Below are 12,528 nucleotides of genomic sequence, written 5' to 3'. Positions count from 1 at the left end.
GTAACAAACGCCAACGGCGGCTCGGGCCCTTTTTCCTAACCCTGTGGGAAGGACTTTGGGACCCGGAGCCGCCGTGGGCACCTGCAGGATCGATCAGCGATCCGGCAGGGTGATATTGAGTTCCAGAATCGAGCAACTGCCCTGGCTTTCCAGCGCCACATGCACATCATCGGACCCGATGTTGACGTACTTGCGGATCACTTCCACCAGTTCTTTCTGCAAGGCTGGCAGATAATCAGGGGTACTGCGCTGGCCGCGCTCGTGCGCCACGATGATCTGTAGACGCTCTTTCGCGACCGAGGCGGTACTTGGCTTTTTGTTGGCACGAAAGAAGTCAAAAAGATTCATTACCTACCTCCAAACAGGCGCTCGAAGAAACCTTTCTTCGTTACATCGAGGAATCGATGCTCTACGGTTTTGCCCAGCAGGCGATCGACCGCATCGCTGTACGCCTGACCGGCGTCGCTCTGGTCGTCGAGAATCACCGGCACACCCGAGTTGGAGGCCTTGAGTACCGCTTGGGATTCAGGAATCACACCCAGCAGGGTAACAGCGAGGATTTCCTTGACGTCTTCGACGCCCAGCATTTCGCCATCGCTGACACGTTGCGGGTTGTAGCGGGTCAGCAGCAGGTGCTCCTTGATCGGCTCTTCGCCGTTCTCGGCGCGACGGGATTTGCTCGCCAGCAGGCCGAGCATGCGATCGGAGTCGCGTACCGACGAGACTTCCGGGTTGGTCACGACGATCGCTTCGTCAGCGAAGTACATCGCCAGGTGGGCACCTTTCTCGATACCGGCCGGGGAGTCGCACACCACGAACTCAAAGTCTTCCTTGAGCTGCATCAGCACTTTTTCCACGCCTTCCTGGGTCAGCGCGTCTTTGTCGCGGGTCTGGCTGGCGGCCAGCACGTACAGATTCTCAAGGCGCTTGTCCTTGATCAGGGCTTGCTGCAGGTTCGCTTCACCGTTGACCACGTTGACGAAGTCATAGACCACGCGACGCTCGCAACCCATGATCAGGTCCAGGTTACGCAGGCCGACGTCGAAGTCGACGATGACTGTTTTGTGGCCGCGCAGAGCGAGGCCGGTACCGATAGCGGCGCTGGTGGTGGTCTTACCCACACCACCCTTGCCGGATGTAACCACGAGAATCTTGGCCAAGGTGTTTCACCCCTAAGGAAACAGGACTTTTTCAGCCCCTGAAAAACATCTCTTGAAACTGCTGCAATTGGACAGGCTTGGCTGGAATCGGATGCGGGACGGGGTCTACCTCCGGTAAACACTGCCTTATCCTTTTTCCTACGTCGTTTAAGCCGTTTTCGCTACGTTTTAGAGATGCTTGGAAAATGCGGCAGTATCCGTTAAAGCCGAATGATGTTCAACACGTCGCCCGACAGGCTGACCTGGACACCGGCCCCCCACAGCGGGTCGCGACGCAGATCCTCGGAAACCTTGTACTGCCCGGCGATAGAGACCAGTTCAGCGCTCAACTGCTGACAGAAAATCCTGGCTTTCGTATCGCCCTTGACACCGGCCAGGGCACGGCCACGCATCGGGCCGTATACATGGATGTTGCCATCGGCCAGAAGTTCCGCGCCCGGGCTGACCGAGGACACCACGACCAGATCGCCACCCTGGGCATAGATCTGCTGCCCGCCACGTACCGGAGAGGTGATGACTCGGGTCGGCTTGATGGTCGGTTCTGGTGGCTTTTCCGGCTTCTTCCTGGTCTCGACCGGGCTCAGTTCCAGCACCCGTTCCCGGGCGCCGGAGGGCGGCAGCACCGGAATGTCCACGGCGATGGCGGCGGCGATGTCTTCGATACGGCTGGCCCGGATCGCCAGGGTGCGCAGGCCGTGCTGGCGACAAACCCGCATCAGGCCCGGCAGATCCACGGCACCTTCGCCGGCCGGCAGTTTGTCCAGCGCCAGCACCAACGGGGCATTGCTGAAAAAATTCGGGGCCTGGGCGACTTTTGCCGCCAACTGCCGGTCAAGGCTCTCCAGGTCGTTGCGGGCCAGCTCCAGCACCGTAATGGCGAGCATGCTGCCCTTCAGCTGGAACACGGGATCTTGGTCTAGCGGTTCGGTTTGGCTCATGGTCGGCGTACAACGGCTTGTCACTAAAAGTGCCGAGACTTATAGCGAGATCGTCTCCGGGCCGCAAGCCGGGTCGAACGATGTAGAATGCGCGGCCCATGTCTTTATGGAAGCTGTAATGGATCGCCCGCGTTTTCGAGCTGCATTTTTTCATCCGCGTTTCTGGCTGCTGTGGTGCGGTCTGGGGCTGTTGTGGCTGATCGTTCAGCTGCCCTATCCGCTGCTGCTGCGCGCCGGTCGTGTATTGGGTGCGCTGATGTATCGTGTGGCCGGCGACAGACGGCGCATCGCCCAGCGCAATCTGGAACTGTGTTTTCCTGAAAAGTCCGCTGCCGAGCGCAAGCGCCTGCTCAAGGAAAATTTTGCCTCCACCGGTATCGCCTTCTTCGAAATGGCCATGAGCTGGTGGTGGTCGCGCTCGCGCCTGGCGAAGCTGGCCCATGTCGAAGGGCTGGAGCATCTCAAGCAGGCCCAGCGCGAGGGCAAAGGGGTGATCCTGATGGCGCTGCACTTCACCACGCTGGAAATCGGCGCGGCATTGCTCGGCCAGCAGCACACCATCGACGGCATGTACCGCGAGCACAAGAACCCGCTGTTTGACTACATCCAGCGTCGCGGGCGCGAGCGGCACAATCTTGATTCCCTGGCGGTGGAACGCGACGACGTGCGTGGCATGCTCAAGCTGCTACGGGCGGGACGGGCGATCTGGTATGCGCCGGACCAGGACTACGGCGCCAAGCAAAGCGTCTTCGTGCCACTGTTCGGCATCCAGGCCGCGACGGTCACAGCCACCAGCAAGTTCGCTCGCCTGGGCAAGGCACGGGTGGTGCCATTCATCCAGGAACGCCTGGCTGATGGCAGGGGTTACCGTTTGGTGATCCAGACGCCACTGGAAGATTTTCCAGGGGAGAGCGAAGAGGCCGATTGCATCCGTATCAATCGATGGGTGGAGCAGTCGGTCAGCAGATGCCCCGAGCAATACCTCTGGGCTCACCGGCGCTTCAAGAGTCGTCCGCCGGGCGAGCCGAAGCTGTATGACAAACGCGGTTAAGCCTGTAGTCCACTTAATGAACACGGAGCGTTGCGATGACCCCACTTGAACCGGTGACAGGTTTGATTCTTTCCGGCGGCGGGGCTCGGGCAGCGTATCAAGTGGGGGTATTGGCCGCGATTGCCGAACTGTTGCCGGACGGGGCGGATAACCCGTTCCCGGTAATTGTCGGCACCTCGGCCGGGGCAATCAACGCGGTCAGCCTGGCCAGCGGGGCGATGGACTTCAAAACGGCCATTGAGCGCCTGACTGCCTTCTGGCAAGCGGTGCGCAGCCATCAGGTGATGCGCAGCGACTGGTGGGGCGTGATTGCCCAGGCGACACGTTTTATCAGCCACAGCCTGCTAGGCCTGGGCGCCCGGTTACCAGTGGCGCTGATCGACAGTTCGCCGTTGCGTGAACTTCTCCAGTCTCAATTCCACGCCTCGGGCATCGAACAGGCGATCGCGCAGCAGCAACTGCGGGCCGTGGCGGTGACTGCGTTCGGTTATGAGTCCGGCCAGGCCGTGACCTTCTACCAGGGCCGCGGCACCATCGAATCCTGGCTGCGGCACCGGCGCATCGGCGTGCCGACCCAGTTGTCGGTGGAACACCTGCTCGCCAGTTCGGCGATCCCCCTGCTATTCGCGCCGGTCAGGATCGGCCCGGAATATTTCGGCGACGGCGCGGTGCGTCAATCGGCTCCCATCAGCCCGGCCCTGCACCTGGGGGCCAATCGCGTGCTGGTCATCGGCGTCAGCGGCAATCCGCGTGGACTTGGTTCGCCAGAGCCGTTGCAGCGCAGTTACACCGGCCAGCAACCGACGCTGGCGCAGATCGGTGGCCACATGCTCAACAGTACGTTCATTGACAGCCTGGAAAGCGACATCGAACTGCTGGAGCGTCTGAATGGCTTCAGTCATCTGCTGCCCGATGACGTGCCGGCTCATGCGCTGGGCGCGGCGCCGGTGGAGGTGTTGGTGATTTCGCCGAGCCAGCCGATCGACGAAATCGCCGCCCGCCATCGCCTGGAATTGCCCCGCGCGCTGCGCATGTTCCTGCGCGGGCCGGGCGCGACCAAGACCAGCGGCGCCGGGGTGCTGAGTTATCTGCTGTTCGAAGCGGGCTATTGCAGTGAACTGATCGAGCTGGGACGCCAGGATGCGTTGGCTCAGCGCGAGGAGTTAAGCCGGTTCTTGCGGGTGACGGCGGGGTGATGCAGTAGCATCCACCGCCATCGCGAGCAGGCTCGCTCCCACAAGATTTCCTGAGCATCGAGGATCGATGTGGATCAGAAATGATACTTCAGCAAGAAGCTGGTATTGCTCTGATTGGTCTTGAAGCCTTCGCTGTCTTTGATCGCGTACTTGTTCTTCCAGTAGTCGTATTCCACGCCCACGTACAATTGCTTGGCGCCCAGCTTCAATGCCTTGCCCAGGTCATATTTGATCTGCGGGACGATGTGCAGGTTGGCGTGGTAGGTGCCCTTGGCGTTGCTGTCGTTATCCACGACCCAGTCGATGAAACCGTCGAACAGGATATCGGATGAGCCCACCGGGAGGGTGTAGGCCCAGACCGGGGTGATCTGCCAGACATTGTCGCCAGCGCGCGGACCTTCGGTCTGGCGGTTGTAGAAATTCAACTGGAAGTAATCGAAACCGGGAATCGCCAGGTCGAAGCCCGGACCGATCAGGTACGACTCGTTGTCGCCCTCCCCGAACTCGTAGGTCATGGCCAGCAATACATCTTTGATCGGACCCAGTTCCAGCTTCTGGTCGAAGATTTTGCCGAACGACAGGCGTGGGCTGAACTCACCGTAGTAGGTGTTCGGGCCGGAATTGCTGTCGTCCTGGCCGTTGTAGAAGATCCGGTCGAGGAAGAAGAAGTTGTCGCCGTATTTCCAGGCATCGGCGTGCTCGAAGGTCACGGTTTGCTGGATGCGCGGGTTGATCTGGAAATCCTTGCCGTACAGGTAGCTCAGACTGTTGTTCTGCCACTGCAGCAGGTCATCGGCCATCGCCTGGCCCCCGGCCAGCAAAGAGCCTGCAAGTATCAGCTGGGTAGACGTACGTTTCATTCAGTTTGCTCCCAAAGGTAAGTGGTACTGCATTTTTTTAAGATCAGCGCTCTGGTGTGGCGCTTTTTTTCTACGGAAAAAACATCCGTTCGGTCAGCTTTTTGTTTATGACAAGCGCTGACAGCAAGAGCTGAGCCAAGACCGGGATAAATCGGAAAAATGGCTTGTTCAGTGGTTTGAAGCGATCGAAAAAGTGTCTTCAGCGGGAACCGATATCTGCCAACACTGCAATAGTTGGCGTATCGGTCAGGATCCGTTGGTTTTACGCGGCACCGGACTCAAACGGCCGCGCAGGATACGGCCCTGCATTCATGGGCTCAAGTGCCCTGCAACGGCGCATTCGTGGCGAATTTGGGGCGTGATGGCGGGGCTGGTTCATCTGGTGCTTTCCTCTTGTTTTTATTGTTGAGGCGCAGGCAGGCGCTGACGGGCGACCGGTCGTGTGCCGGTCTGCCTGTCAGCGGTATTACGTGTAGCGGGTGATGTCAGGTTTGATGTCGGCGGGACTCAGTTGGTCCGCGCCCCCTGGCTGATCCACGCGCCGATCAGGTCGCGTTCCTGTTGGGTCATCTGGGTGATATTGCCCAGGGGCATGATCTGCGTGGCCACGGCCTGGGCCTGGATGCGCGCGGCTTGTTGCTGGATCTGCTGCGGGGTATCGAACATCACCCCGCCCGGCGCGGCGCTGAACAACGGGCTGGTGGGTTTGGCCGAATGACAGACCGAGCAGCGCTCCTGAATCACGCTGTGGACCTTCTCGAACGAAGGGCCTTGGGCATTGGCGGTCTGGGCCGGCGTCGATGCCGGTGCGGCCGCTGCCGCTGCCGTCGCCGGTTTTGCGCCGCCGCCCACCGCCGTTTCCGGCAACGGTTGGTACTCGATCACACCAGGGGTTTTGGCCACTTCCGGCGCTGTGGCCATGGGCTTGGGACCCGTGACATAAGCCAGGCAGATCATCGCCAGAGCGCCGACCGGCAGCGTCCAGGCATACTTGTTGCTGTCGTGGCGGGTATTGAAATAGTGCCGCACCAACACCGCCGCCACGGCGATCCCAGCCAGGATTAACCAGTTGTACTGGCTGCCATAAGTGCTCGGGAAATGGTTGCTGATCATGATGAACAGCACCGGCAGGGTGAAGTAGTTGTTGTGGCGCGAGCGCAACAGGCCCTTGGCCGGCAGCGCCGGATCCGGCGTGCGGTTCTCGGCAATGGCCGCCACCAGCGCGCGTTGGGCCGGCATGATGATGCGGAACACGTTGCCGACCATGATCGTCCCGATGACCGCCCCGACATGCAGGTAGGCACCGCGACCGCTAAACACCTTGCTGAACCCGTAGGCCGCGGCGATCAGCAGCACGAACAGGATCAGGCCGAGCAGGGCAGGACGTTTGCCCAGGGCCGAGTCGCAGAGAAAGGAATACACGAACCAGCCGACGAACAACGAGCCGATGCCCAGGGCGACACCTTCGGGCCCGCTCAGGCTGCTGCCCGGTGCCAGCAGGTACAGGGTCGGGTTCCAATAGAACACCAGGCACAGCAGGGCGACGCCCGACATCCAGGTGAAGTAGGCTTCCCATTTGAACCAGTGCAGGTTGTCCGGCATGGACGGCGGCGCGAGTTTGTATTTTTCCAGGTGGTAGATGCCGCCACCGTGGATGGCCCACAAATCACCGGCCAGACCGCTTTTGGGGTTGACGCGATTGAGGTTGTTTTCCAGCCAGACGAAGTAGAACGACGCGCCGATCCAGGCCACGCCAGTGATCATATGAACCCAGCGCACGCTCAGGTTCAGCCATTCCAGCATATGTGCTTCCACAGTCTTTACCTCTCGCCCGTCACGCTTGTTTTCGCGTGATCGGACGCTTCTCTTATTGGTGGGGGGCGAGGATCAACAACTCATCCTCTTTGAAAAAATGCTCATCGCAGTTATTGCCTGTGCCACTGCGATCAACCACCAGGAAGTCATCCCGCTTTTCGATCGTCAGCACCGGGTGGTGCCAGACGCCGCGATGGTAATTAATGCCCTGCCTGCCGTTGGTGACGAAGGCGCGGACCAAGCCTGATACAGGTACATCGCCAAGTGGCGCGACCACGATCAGAAAGGGGTTGCCGAGCAGCCCGATGAAAGCCTGGCTGCCCAGCGGATGGCGCTCCAGCATGCGTACGGTCAACGGCATCTCCAGCGCCTCGGCGCGGAAGATGCTGATGATCGCCTTGTCGTCCGGTTCGGCGGTTTCAACCGTCGCCAGGCGATGGAAGCGCATGGTCGAACCATTGTTGATCATGAAGTGATCGCTGCCGTCGGTTTCGATCACGTCACCGAACGGGGCGAAGGCTTCTTTGGTCAACGGTTCGATCTTGAGTGTGCGCATGCTGGTCTTCTTACCTTGAATTCTGTGTTGTTTGTTGTGCCGCCATCGCGAGCAAGCTCGCTCCCACAGGGGAATGCATTTCAAATGTGGGAGCGAGCTTGCTCGCGATTCGGGTTCACTCTTATTTCGACACCTTGCCAAGCACCCGCAGGCGACTCACGCCACCGTCCGGGAACACATTCAGACGGATGTGGGTGATCGGCCCCAACGCCTTGATCTGCTCGGCGAAGGTGTGTTCGGCGTGCATTTCCAGCTTCTGGCTGGGCAGTAATTCGCGCCAGAACAGCGACTGGGTTTCGATCTGGCTGTCGGTGCCGCCCTTGACGAATGCGCCCTGGATCGAGCAGCTGTCCGGGTAGTTGCCCTTGAAGTGCAGGGTGTCGACGATGACTTTCTCGACCTCGCCGGCATGGCCCAGGGCGACGATCACCCAGTCATTGCCCGGGGTGCGACGTCGGGCGGTTTCCCAGCCGTCGCCCATGTTCACCCCGCGACCGGGGTTGAGGATGTTGCTCATGCGACCGAAGTGTTCGTCGGAACAGGCCAGGGCGCGACCGCCATTGAGGGCCGCGGCGAGGTCGATCTGTTCGTTGTCGCCCACGGCCGACCAGTCGCGGTACGGAATGCCGTAGACCCGCAGGCGGGCCACGCCACCATCGGGGTAGATGTTGAAGCGCAGGTGGCTGAAGGCCTGGTCATTGCTGATTTCATGGTAGTGGTGGCTGTTGCCTTGCAGTTCCACGGCCGACAGCACTTCAGTCCATTGGGTATGTTCGTCTGGCTCGCCGGAGGTCAGGAAGCAGGCTTCCAGGGACGCCGACGGCGGGTAGTTACCGGTGAAGAATGAAGTGTCGATGTCCACGCCTTTGATCGAACCCGGCACGCCCAGGCGGATCACCGCGCTGTCGTAGCCTTCGAAGCGCTTGCGGCGCGACTCCCAGCCGTCCATCCACTTGCCGTTGTCATCGAACACGCCCTCCTTCCATACGGCCGGAGTCGGCTGGAACAGACGGTTGGCGTCGGCGAACCAGTCATCGGTGACCGAAATGATCTTGGTGCCCAGGCGGGCGTCGGCCAGGTTGACGAACTTCTCGAAGGGTACGGCGTAAGCTTTCATTCTTCTTGTCTGCCTTTAATAAGTTGGCTGGGGATGCTTGCAGGGGCCTGGGCCTCAGGGCTGCTTGCTAAAGAGTCAGTAATCGGAACAACGCGATCTTGTTGATCTCTGCCAGCGCGCATTTGAACTCGGTATCTGCCGAGTGGTGAATGCGCGTTTCGAACGCCGCGAGGATCTGATGCCGGTTGCTGCCTTTTACCGCCATGATGAAGGGAAACTTGAACTTGGCTTTGTAGGCCTCGTTCAGCTCGGTGAAGCGTTGGAACTCATCGCTCGAGCATTGGTGAATACCGGCGCCAGCCTGTTCGTTGGTACTGGCCTCGGTCAGTTGGCCCTGGACGGCGGCTTTACCGGCCAGGTCCGGGTGTGCGTTGATCAGCGCCAGTTGGCTGGCGTGATCGGCGCACAGCAGGATGTCGCTCATGCGCTGGTGCAGGGTTTCGATCTGGTCGATCGATGGGTCCTGGCCCAGGTCGAAAGCCTTTTCGGCCACCCATGGCGAATGTTCGTAGATGTCGGCGAAGGCTTTGACGAACGCTTCGCGGCTCAAGGTCGAAGGCTTGAGGGTCTGGAATGCGGTCATTTCGAAGCCCCTGATTTCAAAGCGCCCGGATGTGGGTGGGTCTGCTGCCAGTGGCGGGCGATGTCGACGCGACGGCTGAACCAGACCTGCTCATGACCCTTGGCGTATTCAAGAAACCGCTTGAGGGCCGCGAGACGGGCAGGACGGCCGATCAGGCGGCAGTGCAGGCCGATGGAAAGCATCTTCGGCGCCTCGCTGCCTTCGGCATACAGCACGTCGAAGGCATCCTTGAGGTATTGGAAAAAATCGTCGCCCTTGTTGAAACCCTGGACCTGGGTGAAGCGCATGTCGTTGGTGTCCAGGGTGTACGGAATCACCAGGTGCGGCTTGCCGGTGGGGGTGTTCGGTTCCCAGTAGGGCAGGTCGTCGTCGTAGGTGTCGCTGTCATAGAGAAAACCGCCTTCTTCCATGACCAGCCGGCGGGTGTTGGGGCCTGTGCGGCCGGTGTACCAGCCCAACGGACGTTCGCCGGTGATTTCGGTGAGGATACGGATCGCTTCGAGCATGTGCTCGCGTTCCTGGGCTTCATCCATGTATTGATAGTCGATCCAGCGATAGCCATGGCTGCAGATCTCGTGACCGGCGGCGACCATGGCACGGATCACATCCGGGTGGCGCTGGGCAGCCATGGCCACCGCGAAGATCGTCAGCGGAATATCGAATTCCTTGAACAGCTTGAGGATCCGCCAGACACCGGCGCGGCTGCCATATTCGTAGAGCGATTCCATGCTCATGTTGCGCTCGCCCTGCAGCGGTTGCGCCGAAACCATTTCCGAGAGAAACGCTTCGGACTCCTTGTCGCCATGCAGCACGTTACGCTCGCCGCCTTCCTCGTAGTTGAGCACGAAGGACAGGGCGATGCGGGCGTTGCCCGGCCACTGAGGATGGGGAGGGTTACTGCCGTAACCGATCAGGTCGCGTGGGTAGTCAGCGCTCACTGCAGTTTTCCTTCTTGTTCGAACCATGTAGGTGGCGCCTGGGCGATGAATCACAGGCTGGCGTCACAGCGATGGGTTGATTGTATACAACTTTATGCGCACTTTGTAAGCCTGATTTTTTGCATTTTTCACAGCTGCCTCTGGCGTGTCTACACTGCAAGAAACCTGCCCATTTGGTCAGCTAAGGTATGACAATCCTGTGTGTCTGTTGGTTTTATTACTGATCGGGTCTGAACCCTTCTCGAATATGGCAGGCGATAAATTTCTGTTTTTTATTGTGTACAATTTTTATTTAAAGTGTCTTAATTCGCTCATCGCCGCAGCGTTTCGTGCTCCGAAACGGTGCGGCCTGTCTTTCAACTGATTCAGGAGGCGTCGGGCCGGACTGCTTGCAGCGAGGCGCGCACAATCAATGGGACGTTTGACTACTCACGTTTTGGATGCCGCGCACGGCTGCCCGGGCAGCTCGATCAAAGTCGAGCTGTACCGCGTCGAAGGTACGCAACTGCAATTGCTCGCCAGCGCGCTGACCAACAGCGACGGCCGTTGCGATGCACCGTTGTTGCAAGGGGATGACTACCGTAGCGGCGTCTATCAGATTCAATTCCATGCCGGCGATTACTACCGTGCCCGTGGCATCCAGCTGTCCGAGCCGGCGTTCCTGGATGTGGTGGTGCTGCGCTTCGGCATTTCGGCCGAGCAGGAGCATTACCACGTGCCCCTGCTGATTTCGCCCTACGCTTACTCAACGTATCGAGGCAGCTGATCCCCCAAGCAGTTGCCTTGTCCTGGAAGCGACTGCGCATGTAGCTTCTTTGGTTTTTCGCCCGCTCACACTGCGGGCTTTTTTTTGAGCCGTGTATTTACAGCCTGGAATTGTCATCCCGGATGATAAAAATCGTGTCTGCAACGCCGGGACGGATTTCAGTACCGCCCTTGAGCCAGATGATTTTATTGGCACTGTGGGCATCGTTGACGGCTTTCGCAGCGACTCCGCCAACCTGGGTTTCCAGGCGCAGCTCGGCTGTCTTGGGATCCATATACATGGGGAGGGAAATCTTCGGAATTCTGGTGCGGTGCAGGCTCATGAAAAATACATAGTCATGCCCTGTGCGGCGAAATACCAAAGCGGGAAAACTGTTGAAAGAGTTGGGCTCAATGACTGTATAGCCATTACGCGTCAGAAGGGCGGCCATAAAGCGTTTGAATTCCACTGGCGAGTACGACGTCAGATAAAGAAGCCACTGTCGCTGGAACCGCAGGGGATCAAAATCCAACCGATTCAATATTCCTGTTGAGAAGGGGTTAGGCAAGGCTATCGAGCGGGCAGCGCCTCGGGACGCCGAAGAGGTTGGAAGAATCGGAAGCATCAACAGTGGATCGGACCATTGCGGATGTGGCGAGTGGGTCGCGTTTTCCCAACTGCTGTAAATCTGCCGGAGTGCGGTCAAACCCGCAGAGTCGGCGAACGGCGAATCATTGCTGAGTTCAAATTGCCTTCTTGCGATATTTTCCAGGGTGACGGTCGTGACTTCTGGAAAAAAATCCCTGACGTAGGCCGTCAGTGTTTTTTCAAAGGGTAGCCTGGCGTCAATTTCCCAATGGTTGTCCGGCGGAACTTGTATTGCGCCTCGGGGTTGCTCGTCAGGCATATGCCTGAGGGTGGCTTCCAGCAAGTCAAAATCATAGATGGGATGAGCGGGTGACTGAATGTAGGTGATCGGGGATTCTCGCGCGTCGGTACGTGTCACCACCTTATAGTGAACATTGTTTATGGTGATCAATTCGGACAGCGTGAATCTTGGGTCAACCCCCCAGTTTTTCCTGAATGCCCGTGTAGGCGGGAGATTGGAATCACTGTGGTGCGTCACGTCGCGGTGCGCAGTTGGACGCCATAGAAGGCTGCCCTCCACTTGTTCCAGGCGTGGTCCGGAGGCAACAAGTTCAGTGCCTGATCGGGCTCTGTAGTTCTGTTCGGAATCGCGTCCAAGCAGCACCGTCCCTCCCTCTGCAAGCTCAACGTAGGTGCGTGTCTTGAACGTTCGGATCCCAGAGGTTGCGTCCGGCTCCGATAACAGGGGCACCAGCTCGGGTGAAAGGTAATAATTGTCCAGCGATACCGACAGGGAGCCATCACTGATGGCTGTCGCGGATGCGATTTCGGATACCTGAACGGTCGGGCGCTGTGATTCAGTCGCTTCAGTTTGGCGTCCGGTTGGCGAGCCGGACGCCTGATCGGTTTCTGCGCCTCTCAGGGGATTGCCGAGCATTGTGTCCAGTGACGTATCGCGACTGGAGTGAGGCGTATCAGGGG

Annotated in this window: 13 protein-coding genes; 3 read left to right on the top strand and 10 right to left on the bottom strand. The window is 59.2% G+C overall.

Annotated features, from left to right (window positions below):
• Positions 1-93: 93 nt before the first annotated feature.
• From minE to minC, 3 genes are all read right to left on the bottom strand, one after another.
• Entirely contained in the window at positions 94-348 is a 255-nt protein-coding gene (gene minE / locus GKKCFE_RS18370; RefSeq protein WP_003179111.1) for a cell division topological specificity factor MinE, read from the bottom strand.
• Positions 348-1,160: a septum site-determining protein MinD gene (gene minD / locus GKKCFE_RS18365; protein WP_042728954.1), complete on the bottom strand. Its 813-nt coding sequence runs from the start codon at positions 1,158-1,160 to the stop codon at positions 348-350. Before minD ends, minE begins: the two co-directional genes overlap by 1 nt.
• Before the next feature lie 200 nt (positions 1,161-1,360).
• Positions 1,361-2,098 carry a septum site-determining protein MinC gene (gene minC / locus GKKCFE_RS18360; protein WP_139049407.1) on the bottom strand — a complete coding sequence of 246 codons (738 nt, stop codon included), beginning with the start codon at positions 2,096-2,098 and terminating at the stop codon, positions 1,361-1,363.
• 118 nt (positions 2,099-2,216) lie between these two features.
• On the opposite strand from minC, the gene GKKCFE_RS18355 reads away from it, so the two are divergent.
• Both GKKCFE_RS18355 and GKKCFE_RS18350 read left to right on the top strand, forming a co-directional pair.
• Entirely contained in the window at positions 2,217-3,149 is a 933-nt protein-coding gene (locus tag GKKCFE_RS18355) for a lipid A biosynthesis lauroyl acyltransferase (protein ID WP_139049408.1), read from the top strand.
• A gap of 35 nt (positions 3,150-3,184) precedes the next feature.
• Positions 3,185-4,345, top strand: a complete 1,161-nt coding sequence (locus GKKCFE_RS18350; RefSeq protein ID WP_047229640.1) for a patatin-like phospholipase family protein — start codon at positions 3,185-3,187, stop codon at positions 4,343-4,345.
• A gap of 74 nt (positions 4,346-4,419) precedes the next feature.
• On the opposite strand, the gene GKKCFE_RS18345 is transcribed toward GKKCFE_RS18350, so the two are convergent.
• The 6 genes from GKKCFE_RS18345 to puuE form a co-directional block, all read right to left on the bottom strand.
• On the bottom strand, positions 4,420-5,205 hold the full coding sequence (locus tag GKKCFE_RS18345) for an outer membrane protein OmpK (protein WP_316912069.1): 786 nt from the start codon (positions 5,203-5,205) through the stop codon (positions 4,420-4,422).
• A gap of 507 nt (positions 5,206-5,712) precedes the next feature.
• Positions 5,713-7,020 carry a urate hydroxylase PuuD gene (locus GKKCFE_RS18340; protein ID WP_188252396.1) on the bottom strand — a complete coding sequence of 436 codons (1,308 nt, stop codon included), beginning with the start codon at positions 7,018-7,020 and terminating at the stop codon, positions 5,713-5,715.
• A 52-nt stretch (positions 7,021-7,072) separates the two neighbouring features.
• Positions 7,073-7,576, bottom strand: a complete 504-nt coding sequence (locus GKKCFE_RS18335) for an ureidoglycolate lyase (RefSeq protein WP_047229637.1) — start codon at positions 7,574-7,576, stop codon at positions 7,073-7,075.
• A gap of 121 nt (positions 7,577-7,697) precedes the next feature.
• Complete coding sequence (gene alc, locus GKKCFE_RS18330) at positions 7,698-8,693, bottom strand: allantoicase (protein ID WP_188252397.1); 996 nt, start codon at positions 8,691-8,693, stop codon at positions 7,698-7,700.
• Positions 8,694-8,760: 67 nt separating this feature from the next.
• Positions 8,761-9,276: a 2-oxo-4-hydroxy-4-carboxy-5-ureidoimidazoline decarboxylase gene (uraD, locus tag GKKCFE_RS18325; protein WP_047229635.1), complete on the bottom strand. Its 516-nt coding sequence runs from the start codon at positions 9,274-9,276 to the stop codon at positions 8,761-8,763.
• Complete coding sequence (puuE, locus tag GKKCFE_RS18320; RefSeq protein WP_076383794.1) at positions 9,273-10,214, bottom strand: allantoinase PuuE; 942 nt, start codon at positions 10,212-10,214, stop codon at positions 9,273-9,275. Before puuE ends, uraD begins: the two co-directional genes overlap by 4 nt.
• Positions 10,215-10,626: 412 nt before the next feature.
• Here puuE and uraH point away from each other — a divergent pair, with 412 nt between their 5' ends.
• Positions 10,627-10,980, top strand: coding sequence for a hydroxyisourate hydrolase (gene uraH / locus GKKCFE_RS18315; RefSeq protein ID WP_188252398.1), 354 nt, complete (start codon positions 10,627-10,629; stop codon positions 10,978-10,980).
• 97 nt (positions 10,981-11,077) lie between these two features.
• Here uraH and GKKCFE_RS18310 read toward each other — a convergent pair whose 3' ends face one another.
• On the bottom strand, positions 11,078-12,484 hold the full coding sequence (locus GKKCFE_RS18310) for a hypothetical protein (RefSeq protein ID WP_188252399.1): 1,407 nt from the start codon (positions 12,482-12,484) through the stop codon (positions 11,078-11,080).
• Between the last annotated feature and the right edge of the window lie 44 nt (positions 12,485-12,528).

The organism is Pseudomonas sp. E141, assembly GCF_052659885.1.
The sequence above is the reverse complement of the archived record's forward strand: the minus strand, read 5'-3'. Positions and strand labels throughout refer to the sequence as shown.

Excerpts from the sequence above, each read along its gene's own strand:
- minE (WP_003179111.1), bottom strand. The coding sequence starts at position 348 with ATGAATCTTTTTGACTTCTTTCGTGCCAACAAAAAGCCAAGTACCGCC.
- minC (WP_139049407.1), bottom strand. The coding sequence starts at position 2,098 with ATGAGCCAAACCGAACCGCTAGACCAAGATCCCGTGTTCCAGCTGAAG.
- GKKCFE_RS18355 (WP_139049408.1), top strand. The coding sequence starts at position 2,217 with ATGGATCGCCCGCGTTTTCGAGCTGCATTTTTTCATCCGCGTTTCTGG.
- GKKCFE_RS18350 (WP_047229640.1), top strand. The coding sequence starts at position 3,185 with ATGACCCCACTTGAACCGGTGACAGGTTTGATTCTTTCCGGCGGCGGG.
- GKKCFE_RS18345 (WP_316912069.1), bottom strand. The coding sequence starts at position 5,205 with ATGAAACGTACGTCTACCCAGCTGATACTTGCAGGCTCTTTGCTGGCC.
- GKKCFE_RS18335 (WP_047229637.1), bottom strand. The coding sequence starts at position 7,576 with ATGCGCACACTCAAGATCGAACCGTTGACCAAAGAAGCCTTCGCCCCG.
- alc (WP_188252397.1), bottom strand. The coding sequence starts at position 8,693 with ATGAAAGCTTACGCCGTACCCTTCGAGAAGTTCGTCAACCTGGCCGAC.
- uraD (WP_047229635.1), bottom strand. The coding sequence starts at position 9,276 with ATGACCGCATTCCAGACCCTCAAGCCTTCGACCTTGAGCCGCGAAGCG.
- uraH (WP_188252398.1), top strand. The coding sequence starts at position 10,627 with ATGGGACGTTTGACTACTCACGTTTTGGATGCCGCGCACGGCTGCCCG.
- GKKCFE_RS18310 (WP_188252399.1), bottom strand. The coding sequence starts at position 12,484 with ATGCTCGGCAATCCCCTGAGAGGCGCAGAAACCGATCAGGCGTCCGGC.